At 71.2% G+C, this 16,804-nt stretch carries 14 protein-coding genes; 9 read left to right on the forward strand and 5 right to left on the reverse strand.

Going from position 1 to position 16,804, the window contains the following annotated elements; translation table 11 throughout:
* From C9992_RS18290 to C9992_RS00115, 4 genes are all read left to right on the forward strand, one after another.
* Positions 1-435, forward strand: a complete 435-nt coding sequence (locus C9992_RS18290; RefSeq protein WP_235007864.1) for a regulatory protein RecX — start codon at positions 1-3, stop codon at positions 433-435.
* An 83-nt stretch (positions 436-518) separates the two neighbouring features.
* Positions 519-2,069, forward strand: a complete 1,551-nt coding sequence (gene miaB, locus C9992_RS00105; protein ID WP_106813592.1) for a tRNA (N6-isopentenyl adenosine(37)-C2)-methylthiotransferase MiaB — start codon at positions 519-521, stop codon at positions 2,067-2,069.
* Between the two features lie 14 nt (positions 2,070-2,083).
* Positions 2,084-3,055, forward strand: a complete 972-nt coding sequence (gene miaA, locus C9992_RS00110) for a tRNA (adenosine(37)-N6)-dimethylallyltransferase MiaA (protein WP_106813593.1) — start codon at positions 2,084-2,086, stop codon at positions 3,053-3,055.
* Between the two features lie 42 nt (positions 3,056-3,097).
* A complete protein-coding gene (locus C9992_RS00115) occupies positions 3,098-3,520 on the forward strand; it encodes a GNAT family acetyltransferase (RefSeq protein WP_106813594.1) in 423 nt (140 codons plus the stop codon).
* Positions 3,521-3,537: 17 nt separating this feature from the next.
* Here C9992_RS00115 and C9992_RS00120 read toward each other — a convergent pair whose 3' ends face one another.
* A complete protein-coding gene (locus tag C9992_RS00120; RefSeq protein ID WP_160150812.1) occupies positions 3,538-4,020 on the reverse strand; it encodes a MarR family winged helix-turn-helix transcriptional regulator in 483 nt (160 codons plus the stop codon).
* Between the two features lie 28 nt (positions 4,021-4,048).
* Here C9992_RS00120 and C9992_RS00125 point away from each other — a divergent pair, with 28 nt between their 5' ends.
* Positions 4,049-4,438, forward strand: coding sequence for a nuclear transport factor 2 family protein (locus C9992_RS00125; protein WP_160150813.1), 390 nt, complete (start codon positions 4,049-4,051; stop codon positions 4,436-4,438).
* 30 nt (positions 4,439-4,468) lie between these two features.
* Here the strand turns inward: C9992_RS00125 and qcrB are convergent, their stop codons facing one another.
* Entirely contained in the window at positions 4,469-6,151 is a 1,683-nt protein-coding gene (gene qcrB, locus C9992_RS00130; protein WP_235007866.1) for a cytochrome bc1 complex cytochrome b subunit, read from the reverse strand.
* Positions 6,152-6,270: 119 nt separating this feature from the next.
* Between qcrB and dapF the strand changes: the two genes are divergently transcribed.
* Positions 6,271-7,158: a diaminopimelate epimerase gene (gene dapF, locus C9992_RS00135; protein WP_106813597.1), complete on the forward strand. Its 888-nt coding sequence runs from the start codon at positions 6,271-6,273 to the stop codon at positions 7,156-7,158.
* A 31-nt stretch (positions 7,159-7,189) separates the two neighbouring features.
* Here dapF and C9992_RS00140 read toward each other — a convergent pair whose 3' ends face one another.
* Positions 7,190-7,837, reverse strand: coding sequence for a class I SAM-dependent methyltransferase (locus C9992_RS00140; RefSeq protein ID WP_106813598.1), 648 nt, complete (start codon positions 7,835-7,837; stop codon positions 7,190-7,192).
* A 137-nt stretch (positions 7,838-7,974) separates the two neighbouring features.
* Between C9992_RS00140 and hflX the strand changes: the two genes are divergently transcribed.
* A complete protein-coding gene (gene hflX / locus C9992_RS00145) occupies positions 7,975-9,492 on the forward strand; it encodes a GTPase HflX (protein WP_106813599.1) in 1,518 nt (505 codons plus the stop codon).
* Positions 9,493-9,559: 67 nt separating this feature from the next.
* On the opposite strand, the gene C9992_RS00150 is transcribed toward hflX, so the two are convergent.
* Positions 9,560-11,527, reverse strand: a complete 1,968-nt coding sequence (locus C9992_RS00150) for a S9 family peptidase (protein WP_106814549.1) — start codon at positions 11,525-11,527, stop codon at positions 9,560-9,562.
* A gap of 288 nt (positions 11,528-11,815) precedes the next feature.
* Between C9992_RS00150 and C9992_RS00155 the strand changes: the two genes are divergently transcribed.
* Entirely contained in the window at positions 11,816-12,772 is a 957-nt protein-coding gene (locus tag C9992_RS00155) for a methylenetetrahydrofolate reductase (RefSeq protein WP_106813600.1), read from the forward strand.
* Entirely contained in the window at positions 12,772-15,135 is a 2,364-nt protein-coding gene (gene metE, locus C9992_RS00160) for a 5-methyltetrahydropteroyltriglutamate--homocysteine S-methyltransferase (protein WP_106813601.1), read from the forward strand. Before C9992_RS00155 ends, metE begins: the two co-directional genes overlap by 1 nt.
* On the opposite strand, the gene C9992_RS00165 is transcribed toward metE, so the two are convergent.
* Positions 15,125-16,741, reverse strand: a complete 1,617-nt coding sequence (locus C9992_RS00165) for a hypothetical protein (RefSeq protein WP_106813602.1) — start codon at positions 16,739-16,741, stop codon at positions 15,125-15,127. The genes metE and C9992_RS00165 overlap by 11 nt on opposite strands.
* Positions 16,742-16,804: the final 63 nt, after the last annotated feature.

Genomic DNA, 16,804 nt, shown 5'->3' on the forward strand with positions numbered 1-16,804 from the left:
GTGTCAGAAGCCCGGTCCTTCCTCAGCGGGCTCGAGCTTCCGACGCCGTCGGTGGACGCCATCCTCGAGGCCTTCCTCGAGCGCGGCTACCTCGACGATGCCCGGCTGGCCGAGCAGCTGGTGCACGCCGGCGTCGACCGAAAGGGCCAGGGACGGCAGGTGATCGCCCAGACGCTCGCCAAGCGGGGAGTCCCCAGGGACGTCGCCGACGCGGCACTCACCGAGCTTCCCGACGACGACGCCGAACGCGCACTCGAGTTCGCCCGCACCAAGGCCGGCTCCCTCCGCGGTCTGGAACGCGACGTCGCGCTGCGTCGCCTGGCCGGTCAGCTCGCCCGCCGCGGCTACGGCGGGGGGATCGCCTTCAGCGCCGCCCGCACCGCCCTTGACGAGGCGACACGGCCAACGGGGCGCGTGCGCTTCGAAGAGCGCTGATCGGCGCGGTGTGCACGGATGAGCTGAGCCCGTGCACGCAGAGGGACAGCACGCCACGGGACGGCTCGTAGAATGGCGGCATCATGTCTTCCCCATCCTCTTCCCCGACACTGATCGCGCCCTCCCCGGCCGCGCATCACGTCGACGGCCGGGCGCGCACGTACGAGGTGCGCACGTTCGGCTGCCAGATGAACGTCCACGACTCGGAACGGCTGTCCGGGTCGCTCGAAAGTGCCGGGTACGTCCGCGCCGAAGCCGGCGAAGAGGCCGACGTCGTCGTCATCAACACCTGCGCGGTACGCGACAATGCCGCCGGCAAGCTGTACGGCACGCTCGGGCACCTCAAGTCGCGCAAAGACAAGCACGATGGGATGCAGATCGCCGTCGGCGGCTGCCTGGCCCAGATGGACAAGGATGCCGTGCAGCAGAAGGCGCCCTGGGTCGACGTCGTCTTCGGCACCCACAACATGGGGTCGCTGCCCAGCCTGCTCGAGCGCGCCCGCCACAACGGCGAGGCCGAACTCGAGATCCTCGAATCGCTCGAGGTGTTCCCGTCGACGCTCCCGACCAAGCGCGACAGCGTATACAGCGGCTGGGTGTCGATCTCGGTGGGCTGCAACAACACCTGCACCTTCTGCATCGTGCCCAGCCTTCGCGGCAAAGAGAAGGACCGCCGCCCCGGCGACATCCTCAACGAGATCCGGCTGCTCGTCGACGACGGCGCCATGGAGGTCACACTTCTCGGGCAGAACGTCAACTCCTACGGCGTCGAGTTCGGCGACCGTCAGGCGTTCGGCAAGCTGCTCCGCGCGGCCGGCGAGATCCCGGGACTGGAGCGCATCCGCTTCACCAGCCCGCACCCCGCCGCCTTCACCGACGACGTCATCGACGCCATGGCCGAGACGCCCGCGGTGATGCCGCAGCTGCACATGCCGCTCCAGTCCGGCAGCGACCGGATCCTCCGCGCCATGCGCCGCTCGTACCGCAGCGAGCGCTTCCTCGGCATCCTGGACCGCGTCCGGGCCAAGATGCCCGACGCCGCCATCACCACCGACATCATCGTCGGCTTCCCGGGCGAGACCGACGACGACTTCGAAGACACGATGCGGGTGGTCGAGCAGGCCCGGTTCGCGAGCGCGTTCACCTTCCAGTACTCGATCCGTGAGGGCACGCCCGCCGCCACGATGCCCGACCAGGTCCCGAAGGAGGTCGTTCAGGAGCGCTACGAGCGTCTGGTCGCGCTCCAGGAGCGCATCTCGCTGGAAGAGAACCAGAAGCAGCTGGGTCGCGAACTTCAGGTGCTCGTCTCCACCGGCGAAGGCAAGAAGGATGCCGAGACCCATCGCCTCACGGGACGCGCGGAAGACAACCGGCTCGTGCACTTCGAGGTGCCCGCAGGCTCCGAGACGCCCCGCCCCGGTGATGTCGTCTCCGTGATCGTGACCCACGCGGCGCCCTTCCACCTTCTCGCCGACGCTCCCGACGGCTCCGCGCTGCGGATCCGTCGCACGCGTTCGGGAGACGCGTGGGAACGCGCGCAGGCCGACTCGTGCGGCATCCCCGCCCCTGCCGGTGACTCCGCGGGCCCGCGTCCCGTGTCGCTCGGACTGCCGACGCTGCGCGTCGGCGTCTGAGTGCAGCACGTGCCGTGAGCACGGTCCCGCACCCGCACGAGGACGCTGCGCGGCCGGGCGACGCGCCGCGCCTGTGGGCCGTCGTGGGCGCGACCGGCACGGGGAAGACGGCGCTCTCGCTCGACCTCGCCGAGCGACTGCTCGCGGGCGGGCGACCTGCCGAGATCGTGAACGCCGACGCCATGCAGCTGTACCGCGGCATGGACATCGGAACGGCCAAACTTCCGCTCGACCAGCGGCGCGGCATCCCGCATCACCTGCTCGACGTGCTCGACGTCACCGACGATGCCGCCGTCGCCTGGTACCAGGATGCCGCCCGCTCGAGGATCCAGGAGATCCACCGGCGCGGTGCCGACGCAGTGCTCGTCGGCGGGTCCGGGCTGTACGTGTCGAGCGTGCTGTTCGACTTCCGCTTCCCTCCGCGGGACGAGAGCCTGCGCGCAGGGCTCGAAGCGGAGCTCGAACGGCACGGGCCCGGCGCATTGTTCGAACGTCTCCGGCGGATCGATCCCGCGACGGCTGCGAAGGTGGATCCCCGCAACGGGCGGCGGATCGTCCGAGCGCTCGAGGTGCTCGAGCTGGGGGAGAGGACGCACGGCGCGGTGCTGCCCGACGAGCCCCGGCTGTGGCATCCCCGAACGCGCATCATCGGCGTGAGCGTCGCCCGGGAGGAGCTCGTAGGCCGGCTCGACGCGCGGGTGCTCCGGATGTGGCGCGACGGGCTCGTCGACGAGGTGCGGCGCCTGCGCGAGCAGGGGCTGGAACGAGGTGTCACCGCGCGACGGGCCATCGGCTACGCTCAGGCGCTCGCCCAGCTGGCGGGCGACGCGACCGAGGCTGAGGCGATCGCCGAGACGCAGGCCCTGACGCGCCGGTATGCGCGACGGCAGGTGTCGTGGTTCAAGCGCTACCGCGGCGTGGAATGGCTGACGCCGGGGGCGGCTCCGAGTTCTCTGCCGGAGGGCACCGACGCCGCACCGCGGTGACCGCGCCGCCGTCAGGCGCCGGGGACTGGCAGACTCGACGCCATGACCATCGTCATCCGCCCCTTCGACGTCTCGGAGACCGAGGCGGTCGTCTCGCTTTGGCAGGCCGTCGGACTGACGCGCCCGTGGAACAACCCGTACCAGGACATCCGGAGAAAGCTCTCGGTGCAGCCGGAGCTGTTCCTGGTCGCCGTCGCCGACGGTGCCGTCGTCGGTTCCGTCATGGCAGGGTACGACGGCCACCGCGGGTGGCTGTACTACCTCGCCAGTGACCCGCAACGCCGAGGACAGGGCATCGGGCGTCGCCTGGTGCACGAGGCCGAGGAGCGTCTGCTCGCGATGGGCTGCCCGAAGGTGCAGCTGATGGTCCGGCCTGACAACGGCATCGCACGAGGCTTCTACGACGAGCTGGGTTACGAGCCGTTCGAGGTGTGGACGACCGGCAAGCGCCTCATCGCCGATTAGACGCCGCGGGCTTGCCCTCATGGCGTCGTCGGATCCGGAACGGCACGGCCATCCACGCGCCCTCCCAGCCCCAGCGCATCCAGGATCGCGCGCATCGCATCCTCCGCTGCCTGGACCCGTTCCGCGCCCGCCGCACTCCTGACGCGTCGCATGAGATCCGCGCGCGCCCGGCGAGCGGTCTCGAGCGCCTCGATCCCGCGTGGGGTCAGCGCGAGCGACCTCCGGCGTGCGTCCGCCGGGTCGGCCTCCCGCCCGATGTAGCCCAGGCGTTCCAGCTCGGCGACGGTCTTCGACATCGCCTGCTGGGTGACCTCGAGCGATCGGGCCAGTTCGGTCACGGTGCGATCGCCTGCCAGCAGCCTCTGGACGACGTACCCGTGCCGGACGCGCAGCCCCGGGTATCCCGCACGCTCGAGGACGGCGATGACGTGACCGTCGATCGCCCCGCCTGCCAGCGATGTCAGATCGATGAGGGTGGGCGTCGCAACTCGGTCATTCACACAACCATGGTTGTGTATTATCGCCCGCATGGCAAGCATCGAAGACACAGTGCGGCGGTACTTCGCGATCGTCGCCGACCTCTCGTCGACCACCGCGGATCTTCACGCGGTCGTCGACCCCGCCGCCCGGTTCCGTGAGATGCCGAACCCGATCTCACCGAACGGTGCGGTGCGCGGGGTCGCCGAGAGCACGGAGGGGTTCCTCGCCGGCAAGCGTCGGCTCAGCCGGCAGCGGATCGAGATCGACGAGATCCTGATCGCCCCGCCCGACCGCGCGGCCGTGAGGTCCACCTGGTACGGCCGCATCGGTGACGTGGACGTCGTCGCCCATATGGCCGGCTTCCTGCGGGTCCGCAACGGGCGCATCATCGAGCACACCACCTACGACTGCTACGAGCCCTTCACCCTCGGCACGTGAGCGGGTGATGAGCGGACGTCCGTCCCCGCATCATCGCTCGCGCGCCGCGGCGGATGCGGCAGCCGTCGGGCCGGCGGCAAGCGCGCGGTCATCTGGCGTGGGCACCACCTCGGCATCCGCGGCGTCCGGCACCGCGATGCCGCCTCCGACGTACATGCGCCACAACTGAGACCGCGCACGCCTCCCGAGGGGCCGATGGCCCGACCGGTCAGGGCCGATCGGCGGTTCCGGCGGGGGCGTCGGGGAGGCCAGCCGTGACCGCTCCACGTCGTCCAGCGGCCGGTGCACCTCCGTGAACCCGCCACCGGGGAGCCGCACGACCCGTCCCGTCTCCACCCCGTGCGCGAGGAGGGTCCGGTCTCTTCGCTGCAGACCGAGGCACACGCGCTGCGCGACCGAGAAGCCGATCACGGGAGCGCCGATGAGCGCGATCTGCAGAGTCATGATCACGTGTTCGATGCTGACCGACCAGGCCGTCGCGATGACGTCGGCGCCGCCGGCCGCCCACAGGACGCCGATGAAGACGAGACCCGCCGTGCCGACGCCGGTGCGGGTCGCCGCGTTGCGGGGTCGGTCGAGCAGGTCATGGGTCCGGCGGTCTCCCGTCACCCACTCCTCGGCGAACGGATAAGCGGCGAGGACGACGAAGAAGGTCCCGATCACGGCCAGCGGCGCGATGACGGCGAGCGTCCAGGTGCGGTTCAGCCAGACGATCTCCCACCCGGGCGGCACGAGTCTCAGCGCGCCGTCGAGGAAGCCGGTGTACCAATCCGGCTGGCTGCCCGCGCCCGCATTCCCGGGATCGCTCGGGCCGGAGAGCCAGATCGGGCTGATGGTGACGGTGGCGGCGATCGCGACGACGAACCCGCAGACCAGAAGGAACAAGCCGGTCATACGGGTCAGCGCCGTCGGCAGCAGTGGCACGCCGACGATGTTCTGTCCGGTGCGTCCCGCGCCCGGGAACTGGAGCGGACCGTGGTGCCAGCCGGCGGCGGCGCGCGCCGCCAGAGCGACGATCAGCATGACGGGGAACACGACGATGTGAAGCGGGTACAGGTGCTCGATGATCTGCCCCGGGAACGAGCCGCCGAAGAGGGCGGATGCGAGCCAGGTCCCGATGACGGGGATGCCGAGGGCGACGCCTTCGACGATGCGCAGGCCGGTGCCCGACAGCATGTCGTCGGGCAGTGCGTAGCCGCTCCACCCGCTCGCGACGGCGCAGAGGAAGCCGACCACCAGCAGCAGCCACATGCCTCGCCGAGGCCGACGGAAGGCGCCCGTGAAGAACGTCGTCACCAGCTGCAGCGCCAGTGATGCGGGAAGCAGCAGACCGGCCCAGTGGTGCGCCTGACGGAGCACTCGACCCCCTGGCAGCTCGAACGTGATGGACATGGTCGATGCGAACGCCTTGGAGACCTCCGCGCCGTGCAGGAGGCCGTATGACCCCGCGTACGTCGTCGCCTCACCGGAGGGCGTGTAGAAGAACATGAGGACCAGACCGGTCACGACGACTACCGTGAGCGACGCCAGGGTGACCACACCGAAGAGGCTCGTCCAATGGAGGGGCACCGGCCGGCGCTGTGCGCCGGCCACGATGTCGCCGATCCGGTGACCGAAGACGGTGACGTCCCGCGCCCGCGCGGACAGCCGGTCCGTGACCGATGCACGCGGCCTGTCCTGGTGTGGTCCGGGTGTGATCCCGCTGCTGCGCACGACCGCCTCCTTCTGGGTTCACTCGTACGGCCGGTTCACTCATACGACACCGCGGCGGCGTGGATTGTGACAGGCGTCAGGGCGGACCCGGCCTGACAGTGCCCCCGTAGACTGGGGCGATGCCGCAGACGATCGCGTTCACCAAGGGGCACGGCACGGGGAACGACTTCGTGATCGTCCCCGACCCGGACGGCGCGCTCGCCCTGACAGACGATCAGGTCGCGGTGCTGTGCGACCGCCGGTTCGGCATCGGCGGCGACGGGATCCTGCGGGTGGTGCGCTCCACCGCCATCGCCGAGGGCGCACAGGCCGCGGCATCCGGAGCCGAGTGGTTCATGGACTACCGCAACGCCGACGGCTCTCCCGCCGAGATGTGCGGCAACGGCGTGCGTGTCTTCGTGCGCTACCTGCTCGATGTCGGCTGGGCCGATGTCGACGCGGGTCCTGTCGCGGTGGGAACTCGAGCCGGCGTGAAGACCGTGACCCGCAGCGACGGCTCGGTCGGCGAGCGCGGCTACGAGGTCGATCTCGGACCCTGGCGGGTGGACGAGTCAGAGGTCCTGGTGCGTACCCGCGGTGGCGGGGCTCCGCGTCCGGGCGTCGGGATCGACGTCGGAAATCCGCACGTCGTGGTCGCGCTCCCCGACGAGGCGGAGCTGGCGGCTCTCGATCTGGCTGCGCAGCCGCTGTTGAGCCCGGAACCCGTGCACGGGGCCAACGTGGAGTTCGTCGTGCCGAGCGACCCGCTCGTGCGCGATGGGGTCGGATCGATCCGCATGCGGGTGTTCGAGCGGGGCGTGGGTGAGACGCTCAGCTGCGGCACGGGTGTCGCAGCCGCGGCGCTGGCCGTCCGGCATTGGGCAGGACCGGCCGCGCCCGACCGCTGGGTCGTCGACGTGCCCGGTGGCACTCTCGGCGTGCGGATGCCCGAGATCGACGGTGAGCGCCACGTGCTGCTGTCCGGGCCGGCGACCCTGGTGTACTCCGGCGAGGTCACCCTCGCGTAGATGAGCCGTCCCGCAGCGGGACGCTCCGCTGTCAGAGCTCCGGCAGTGCGATGGGCTCGCTCGGGGGCGACCCGTGACGGCGCACTTTGAGCACTCGGAAGCCGCGCGCCGTCGCCGCACGGTGAACGCTGAATCGGCGGTCCAGCGTGGCGGCGAGCCACCGCTGCAGCGAATCCGAGCCGAGGTTCCGCTGCACCACGAGCCAGGCATCCGCGCGTTCGTCCAGCCGCGGGAGCCACCGCTCCAGCAGACCGTGAAGCTCGTTCTTGCCCACCCTGATCGGTGGGTTGGAGCGGATGGTCCGGAATGCGATGTCGTCGGGAACATCGTCGGGAAGTACGGCGTTGACGTTATCGAGTCCGAGATCAGCCGCGTTGCGGCGCACGAGGTCCAGCGCCCGCTCGTTCACGTCCACGGCCCATACTGTGGCGCGAGGCGAGTCGAGCGCCAGGCTGAGGGCGATCGGTCCCCACCCGCATCCGAGGTCGAGGAAGTTCCCGCCCGGTGGAGGCGGGGGAGTGTTCGACAGCAGCACCGCGGTTCCCCAGTCGACATGGTCGGGGCTGAAGACCCCGGCCGCGGTCGTGACCTCGAGGTCACGACCGGCCAGAGCGACACGGATGCGGCGCAGATTCTCGGGGCTGGCGGGCGTCGCACTGAAGTAGTGGTCGCTCCCCATGGCTGACGAGCCTAGCGGAGGAGCCTCCCCGCGCGGGAGGCTAGAATTCACGGACGCTTCGACGGGCTCCCCGCGGCGTTGCGATCCGGCCGATCAACCCGGAAAACGCCATCACACCACACACCGCAAAGGAACACATGACGGATATCCAGACACCCCAGAGCACCGACGAGACGCCGGTCGACCCGGTGGATCGCGTGCTGGCGCGCGCCGAGGCGCGCTCGGGGGTGCGCGTCTTCGGAGCCGCCCAAGCGCTCCAGGACGAGTCCACCGTCGCGCCCGTCGACACCGACGGCGAGCAGTGGGACCGCGAGGAGCGCGCCGCGCTGCGCCGCGTACCCGGGCTGTCCACCGAGCTCGAGGACGTCACCGAAGTCGAGTATCGGCAGCTGCGACTGGAGAACGTGGTCCTCGTCGGCGTGCACGCGCAGGGCGAGACCGAGGATGCCGAGAACTCGCTGCGCGAGCTGTCGGCCCTGGCCGAGACCGCCGGCGCCGTCGTCCTCGACGGTGTGCTCCAGCGGCGCCCGCACCCCGACCCCGCCACGTATGTGGGTCGTGGCAAGGCGGAAGAGCTGCGGGACATCGTCGCCGCGGTGGGTGCCGACACGGTGATCGCCGACACGGAACTGGCCCCGAGTCAACGGCGCGCGCTGGAGGACGTGGTGAAGGTCAAGGTCATCGACCGCACCACCGTGATCCTCGACATCTTCAGCCAGCACGCCAAGAGCCGGGAGGGCAAGGCGCAGGTCGAACTCGCTCAGCTCGAGTACCTCCTGCCGCGCCTGCGCGGCTGGGGCGAGTCGATGAGCCGCCAGGCCGGTGGGCAGGTCGGCGCCGGGGGCGCCGGCATGGGTTCGCGCGGACCCGGTGAGACGAAGATCGAGCTGGACCGCCGGCGGATCCGCACCCGCATGGCTCAGCTGCGCCGCCAGATCCGTGACTTCGCGCCGGCACGCGACGCCAAGCGCGCCGAGCGCAAGCGCCACACGGTGCCCTCCGTCGCGATCGCCGGGTACACCAACGCCGGCAAGTCGAGCCTGCTCAACCGGCTCACCAGCGCCGGGGTGCTCGTGGAGAACGCCCTGTTCGCGACGCTCGACGCCACCGTGCGTCGCAGCGAGACGACCGACGGCCGGGTCTACACCCTCACCGACACGGTGGGGTTCGTCCGGAACCTGCCGCATCAGCTGGTCGAGGCATTCCGGTCCACGCTGGAAGAGGTGGGCGAGGCCGATGTGATCCTGCACGTCGTCGACGGCTCGCATCCCGACCCCGCCGCGCAGCTGGCGACGGTGCGCGACGTGATCGGCGACGTGGGCGCGCGCGACATCCCCGAACTGGTCGTCTTCAACAAGGCCGATCTGGTCGACGACGACACCCGCATGGTCCTCAGGGGACTGGAGCCGAAGGCGATCTTCGCCTCGTCTCGTACGGGCGAGGGCATCGACGACCTGCGAGCGGCGATCGAGGCGGCCCTGCCGCTGCCGGCGGTCGAGGTCCAGGCCCTCGTGCCGTACGACCGCGGCGACCTCGTGTCGGCGATCCATGAGCAGGGCATGATCCTGTCGCAGGAGCATGAGGAGGGCGGCACGGCGATCCACGCGCGTGTGGGCGAGCATCTCGCTTCGCGTCTGGCCCCCTTCGCCCGCTGACGGGAGCACCGTCGCGCGGGAGGGCGCACCCCACCCGGGGTGCGCCCTCCCGCGTGCGGGAATGTGGTCAGGCGAGGATGAGGGACGGCACGCCGGGCGTGTCGAAACCGAAGACCCGACCGAGAAAGGCCCACTCGGCCTCCAGCGTCCGCACCTGCGTCTCGGCCGCGCGAAACCCGTGACCTTCCCCCTCGAACGCCAGGTAGGCGTGAGGCACACCGTTCGCCGCGAGGGCGTCCCGCACCGCCTCCGACTGCGACGGCGGCACCACGTGGTCTTCGAGCCCCTGCTCGATGAGCAGCGGGGTGCGCAGCCGGTCCAGGTGTGACAGCGGAGACCGCTCGATGTACAGCGCCTCCGCGGCGGGAAGCGGCCCCACCATCCCGTCGAGGTAGCGCGACTCGAAGTCGTGCGTGTCGGCCGCGAGGCGGCGCAGGTCGGCGACACCGTAACGGCTGATCCCCGCCCCGAAGACGTCGGTCGTGGTCAGCGCGCACAGCACGGTCCAGCCTCCGGCGGAGCCTCCCGCGACGGCCAGCCGACCCCCGTCAGCCGCCCCCGACTCCGCCAGCCCCCGGGCGGCCGCGACGACGTCATCGACATCGACCACGCCCCATCGGCCGAGCAGTCGCTCACGGTACTCGCGGCCGTAACCTGTCGAGCCGCCGTAGTTGACGTCGAGGACGCCGATGCCACGGCTGGTGAAGTACGCGATCTTTCCGGATGCCGCGCCGCCGACGTGATCGGTGGGGCCGCCGTGGACGAACACCACGTACGGGGGACGCTCGTCCGCGGGCCCGGTGACGTGCGGGTGGGTGGGCGGATAGTCGAACGCGTGCACCGGCCCGTGCGGGCCGGGGAAGGTGACGGCGCGAGCGCGCGGCATCCATTCACCGCCCCAGGGCGTCGCGCCGCCGACGACCGCACGAGCAGCCCCGGCGTCATCGACGTCGAGCTCCCACAGGCCGGGCCCCGCAGCCCCGGCGCCCGACAGCAGCACCCGGGAACCGCGGGCGTCCTCGACGGACAGTCGCGTGACGGGGTCGACGGGGAGGGGTCGCGTCGATCCGTCCGTGCCGATCACGACCAGCTGGTCCGAGCCGTCGGTGCGTACCGCGACGATGCGGCCGTCATCGAGCACGGCGAACCAGCGGGTGCCGAGCACCCACAGCGGTCCGCCGGTGTCGGCGTCGGCCGGCGAGATCGGCTGCGCCTGGACGTCGTCCAGTCGGAGCCGCCAGAGGTTCCAGCGTCCGGACGGGTCGTCCGCGAACACGAGCTCCTCGGGGCTCGTCCACACCGGCTGCAACGGGGAATGACGCCCGCCTGCCGCCACAGCGCCGACCGGAGCGGTGGTCCAGTCCACGACCACGCCGTCCTGGATCCGGCCGATCCGCAGCTGCGCGGAGTCCCAGGGCATATCGGGGTGATCCCAGGCGATCCAGGCCAGGTGCCCGCCGTCGGGCGAGAGCGCGGGATGCGCGACGAAGTCGCTGCCGGCGGCGACCGAGACCGGGCGCATGCGAGTGCCCTCCTCCGGCGGGGTGACCGGGATCTGCACGATGTCGCGCGCGGGAGAGGCGCCGGTGAGGTCTTCGCGCACCGCGAGCAGTCGCCCGTGCTGCAGTCGGAGCCCGCCGTAGCGCACGTCGCCGTCGTCCGGGGTGAGCGCGCACGGCGATGACCCCGGATCGAGTCGCCAGACCCGCTGATCGGTCTTCTCGACGAAGAAGAGCGTTCCGTCGTCGTCGGCGGTCCACGACCCTCCGCCATACTCGTGCACCCGGGAGCGCGCGCTCCATGGCGCCGGCAGGACGTCTTCGACGACTCCGGACGCGGTCCGCCGGCGCACCGCCGATCGTCCGCGCTCCTCCGGCACGGATTCTCCCCACCACAGCTCTGCCCCGTCGATGCCGACGAAACGGGCACCCTCGAGGCGAGGCGATGCCGCCGACACGGCCGCGGCGGAGATCGGCGAGGGCCAGCTTCCGTAGGGATGGACGGCCGAGGAGGAGGATTCGGGCGGTGTCGTCACGTGGTCCACGCTACGGCGTGCTGCGGTGGTCCGCCGGATCGAAACAGAAGGTCACAGGCCCGCGTGAGGCCGCACCGCTCCGCTACCGTGGTCGCATCGTCGCCCGGCCGTCCGCATGGACGCCCCGCTCTCGGGGTCGCCGGGCAGGAGCGACAGCCGAGCCCGGCACCCGCCCGCGATGACACCCCACTGCCGTCCCCTGCAACCAGGACGGCGCGTGCGAGGTGCCGCGGCCGCCCGGGCCTTCCCGTTCGGCTCAGCCCCTGTCCGACTTCGAGAAGCAGGCCAATGTCCATCGACCTGAGCGCTCCGCCCGTGCCCATCTCCTTCGAGGTGTATCCGCCCCGCTCCGAGGCCGGCTTCGCCGCGCTGCACGAGACGATCCGCCGGCTCGCGTCGGTCGACCCACGGTTCATCTCGGTGACCTACGGCGCCGGAGGCTCGACCGGCGGTCGTTCGCTGGAGCTGCTCACGCACATCCTCCGAGAGACGCACGTCGAGCCGCTGGCACACCTCACCTGCGTCGGCAACACGTACGCGGCAGCCCACCGGCTCATCCGCGAGTTCCTGGATGCCGGGATCACGAGCTTCCTCGCGCTTCGCGGTGATCCTCCGGCGGGGGCTTCCGAGGACGATGTGTTCCTCGGCGACCTCGAGAGCGCCGCCCAACTGGTGCAGCTCATCGATCGCGTGCAGGCCGAACGGGCACCGTACACGGAGGTCCCCGTTCCGGGCGTGCCGGGAGCGGTACGGGTCGACAAGCGGCGGCGGGTCGACATCGCGGTGGCGGCGTTTCCGAACGGGCACCCGCGTTCCCGTCACGCGGCGCAGCACATCGACGCGCTCCTGGCCAAACAGGCGGCCGGCGCGACCCTTGCGATCACGCAGCTGTTTTTCGACGCCGACGACTACCTGGGGTTCGTGGAACGTTCGCGAGAGGCCGGCGTCACCATCCCGATCCTGCCCGGCATCATGCCCGTCGTCTCGCCGATCAGACTGCGCGGGGTGCTGGAGCTGACCGGTGAGCGGCTTCCGACAGGGCTGGCACGCAGGCTCGACGCTGAGCCGACCGCCGAGGGGCAGCGCGAGGTCGGCATCGCCTTCGCCGCGGAGCTGGCCCGGACCGTCTGCGAGGGGGGAGCCCCCGGCATCCACCTCTACGCCTTCAACAACCACGAGACGGTACTCGCCGTCCTCCGTGAGGCCGACATCCTGCACACCACCCTCGAGAAGGAGGCCGTCTGATGACCGACCCCCGCACCACCGTCCCCGACTTCCCCGCCGGCACGATCCTCGGCTACCCCCGGATCGGACGTCGCCGTGAACTCAAGCGTGCGCTCGAAGCGCACTGGTCCGGCGCGATCGACGCCGAGGCGCTCGAGCGCACCGCGGCCGAGCTGCGCCGCGCCACGCGCAGGCGCCTTGCCGAGCTGGGACTCGGCGGCGCGGACTCGTCGATCCCTGAAGCGTTCTCGTTCTACGACCAGGTGCACGACGCCGCCACCGCGGTCGGCGTCCTTCCCGCACGCTTCGACGGCTTCCGCGAGAGTGACGGTCGCATCGGGCTCGACGCGTACTTCGCGGCAGCCCGTGGTGCCGGAGAGGATGCGCCGCTGGAGATGACCAAGTGGTTCGACACCAATTACCACTACCTCGTGCCCGAGATCGGTCCCGAGACCGTCTTCGCGCTGTCGCACGACCGGTTCTCCCGGCAGGTCGCCGAAGCCACGGCCGACGGTCACGTCGTGCGGCCCGTCATCGTCGGTCCCGTCACCCTTCTGGCGCTGTCCAAGCCCGCGACGGGAGCGCGGTCCGACTTCGATCCGCTCGAGCGTCTGGACGACCTCCTCCCGGTGTACGCGGAGCTGCTGCGCGCGCTGCGGGCCGCGGGTGCGGACTGGGTGCAGCTCGACGAACCGGCCCTGGTGAGTGAGAGCCTGCCCGCCTCCACGGACCGCCTGGCACAGGCCGCCTCACGTGCCTACGCCGCACTCGGCGACGCTGCCGGCCGTCCGGCCATCCTGGTCGCCGCCGGTTACGGGCAGCTCTCCGAACAGGCGTGGCGAGCTCTCGCCGCGTCGCCCGTGGAGGCGATCGCCATCGACCTGGTGCGCGGAGCGATCCCGGCGGCCGTGGACGGGCTGGCCGGAAAGACCGTCGTCGGCGGCGTGGTGGACGGACGCAACATCTGGCGCGGCGATCTCGAAGCCGCCTGGGAGACGCTCGAGGCGCTTTCCGGGCTCGGTGCCGGGAGCGTGGCCGCCGGGACGTCGACCTCGCTCCAGCACGTTCCACATGATGTGGCGGACGAGACCGAGTTGGACCCCCGTCTAGCATCGTGGCTGGCCTTCGCTGATCAGAAGGTCGCGCAGGTCGCCACCCTCGCCACCGGCCTGACGAGCGGGCGTGACGCGATAGAGGACGCGCTCGCCGCGGCATCCCGCGCCCTTGCCGACCGTCGCAGCGCGCCCGGAGTCCGTGACGGCGCCGTGCGTTCCCGGCTGGCTGAGCTGGGCCCCGACGATTTCCATCGCGGAGCGTACGAGGACCGCGTGTCGGCGCAGGAGCGCCGCCTGGACCTGCCGCTGCTGCCCACGACGACCATCGGCTCGTTCCCGCAGACGGGCGAGATCCGTCGAGCCCGCGCACGCCGCGCGCGCGGTGAGCTCTCCGCGGCCGAATACGAGACGTTCCTGCGGGAGGAGATCACCCGTGTCGTCGCGCTGCAGGACGAGCTCGGACTGGACGTCCTCGTGCACGGAGAGCCCGAGCGCAACGACATGGTGCAGTATTTCGCCGAGCACTTGGACGGATTCGCCGTGACGCAGAACGGCTGGGTGCAGTCGTACGGCTCGCGGGCGACGCGCCCCTCCATCCTGTGGGGTGACGTCTCACGTCCCGCGCCCATCACGGTGGCGTGGTCCGCTTTCGCGCAGTCGCTGACCGACAAGCCGCTGAAGGGCATGCTCACCGGCCCCGTGACGATCCTCGCCTGGTCGTTCGTGCGTGATGACCAGCCGCTGGGCGAGACGGCGAACCAGGTCGCACTCGCGTTGCGCGACGAGATCGCCGATCTGGAGGCCGCCGGCATCGGCGTGATCCAGGTCGATGAGCCGGCGTTGCGGGAGCTGCTGCCTCTCCGCCGCGCGCAGCAGCCCGCGTACCTGGAGTGGTCGGTCGGGTCCTTCCGGCTGGCCACCGCCGGCGCGGGGGCGCAGACCCAGGTGCACACGCATCTGTGCTACTCGGAGTTCGACGCCGTCATCGACGCGATCGCAGCCCTCGACGCCGACGTGACCTCGATCGAGGCGGCTCGCAGCCGCGGCGAGGTGGTGGACGACATCGCGGCATCGGGCTTCGGCGCGGGGATCGGGCCCGGGGTGTACGACATCCACTCTCCGCGCGTGCCGTCGGTGCGTGAGATCGAGGACCTCCTGCAGCGCGCCGTGGACGCGCTGCCGCTGCGCCGGGTGTGGGTCAATCCCGATTGCGGGCTCAAGACGCGCGGCTACGACGAGACGGTGGCGTCGCTGGCCAACCTCGTCACGGCGACGCAGCGTGTGCGCGCCCGGATCGGCGCGGGAGTGCCGGCCGGTATCAGCGCGTAGTCCGCGGCTTCCGCGCTCGGGGTTTCGCGGCCGCCGCCGAGGCGTCGGCCGCGGCTCCGGCGTCGGGGACGGCGTCGGGGACGGCGTGGCCGTCGGGGCCGGCCTCGGCGTCGTTCTCGGCGCCGACGCCTTCCGGGATGCCGCCCTCACCGTCCGCGAGCGGCGCTCCGCCCGCGAGGGCGTCTGCTTCCGCGAACGCCACGCCCTCGGCGAAGCCCACTCCCTCTGCGAATCCCGCTGCGGCCGCCGCCTCGGCGGCCTCCGGCACCACGACCGCAGCCGTCTCGCCGGGTCGCTTCTGCAGGAGTTCGAGCACCCAGGCCGCGAAGAGGGCGACGATGAGCACGAGGAACACGTCGCCCGCCGACAGCGGCCGCAGCAGCCACAGCCAGATGATCGCCAGCACGATGACCAGTGCGCGCACGAGGGCGCGCGAGCGGTAGAGCCAGTCCCCGAAGCGTCCCGTCGCGAACCCGTGGGCGGCCAGCCGCGTCCTCAGGGACGCGTTGAGCGACCCGACGGCCCACCGGGAGCGCACGGCGGGCGACCAGCGACCGGCGAACCAGCCCAGCACGGCGATCACCGCGCCCAGCAGCACCGCGATGGCGGCGGTCTGCTGCATCGATCCGATGAGGCTCTGGTAGACGACGTCCAGGGCCGAGACGGACAATCCCAGCTGCACGGCGGTCTGGCCGATGACCGGGTAGCCGACCGCGAAGGCGAGCGCGAGGGCGGCACCGCCGAGAGCGAAGCCGATGCCCGTGCCGAGCACGGCTGTGCTGCGACGCCGCGCCACGAGGATCCCGGCGATGAAGAGTGCGATGGTGATGAGCGGCAGCCACCACCCCGCCGCCGTCGCGAGCGCGTACGTGGTGCGGATCGTCACGAGAGTCTCGCCCGTGCCGATGATGATGACCTTGTCCACCGCCGGGATGAGCTGCGCGATCCCGACTCCCCGGTCGACGAGCTGAGCCTTGACCCGCTCCACGATGGCGCCGAGCTGGATGCCGAGACCGTCGGCCGTCATGACGACGAGGCTCCCGCCGTCGGACGTGGCTGCGGTGGTCAGGGCGCGGTGCGCCGCACGCGTGGTCGCCGTCCAGGTGTCGGCGAAGGCATCGGATTCGACCACGTGTGTCACCGCCTGGTCGAGCAGGTTCTTCACGCCTTCCGCGGCGGGAGCCTGCAGAAGTTGCAGCGCGTCGGCGGCCCGTGGCGGCAGGCCGAGCTGGGCGATGCTGTCGAAGACCTGGGCGGTGACGGCATCGATATCGATCTGGGACTCGACCGCCTGGACGGTCTCGTCGATGATCATCTGCTGCACGGCGGGATCGTCGGCCAGCGGAGCCAGCGTCTGGACGAACGCCGTCTCGTCGACGAGCTCCAGGCGCGCCCATGCCGCGACGACCGACACCGGCACGAGGATCGAGGCGACGACGATGCAGACCGCCGACAGGACGGCTCGCCAGCGGCCGGACCGGCGCACGCCGGCTCCGTCGCTTTGCAACGGGATGCGCTCGGACAGGAGTCGAGCGTTCTCGGCTTCCAGTTCGGCCAGGCGCACCTGAAGGGCGGAGGTGTCCGGCGCGGGCGCTTCGGCGGTCATTCCCCCCTTATAGCGCGGCGCCCGGCACCGCGGCTACCCATCGCCTCGCGCGATCCGCATGAA

The organism is Microbacterium timonense, assembly GCF_900292075.1.
Lineage (GTDB): Bacteria > Actinomycetota > Actinomycetes > Actinomycetales > Microbacteriaceae > Microbacterium > Microbacterium timonense.

Bases quoted from the DNA above. Each gene is read 5' to 3' on its own strand.
- miaB (WP_106813592.1), top strand. From the start codon at position 519: ATGTCTTCCCCATCCTCTTCCCCGACACTGATCGCGCCCTCCCCGGCC.
- C9992_RS00115 (WP_106813594.1), top strand. From the start codon at position 3,098: ATGACCATCGTCATCCGCCCCTTCGACGTCTCGGAGACCGAGGCGGTC.
- C9992_RS00125 (WP_160150813.1), top strand. From the start codon at position 4,049: ATGGCAAGCATCGAAGACACAGTGCGGCGGTACTTCGCGATCGTCGCC.
- dapF (WP_106813597.1), top strand. From the start codon at position 6,271: ATGCCGCAGACGATCGCGTTCACCAAGGGGCACGGCACGGGGAACGAC.
- C9992_RS00140 (WP_106813598.1), bottom strand. From the start codon at position 7,837: ATGGGGAGCGACCACTACTTCAGTGCGACGCCCGCCAGCCCCGAGAAT.
- hflX (WP_106813599.1), top strand. From the start codon at position 7,975: ATGACGGATATCCAGACACCCCAGAGCACCGACGAGACGCCGGTCGAC.
- C9992_RS00155 (WP_106813600.1), top strand. From the start codon at position 11,816: ATGTCCATCGACCTGAGCGCTCCGCCCGTGCCCATCTCCTTCGAGGTG.
- metE (WP_106813601.1), top strand. From the start codon at position 12,772: ATGACCGACCCCCGCACCACCGTCCCCGACTTCCCCGCCGGCACGATC.
- C9992_RS00165 (WP_106813602.1), bottom strand. From the start codon at position 16,741: ATGACCGCCGAAGCGCCCGCGCCGGACACCTCCGCCCTTCAGGTGCGC.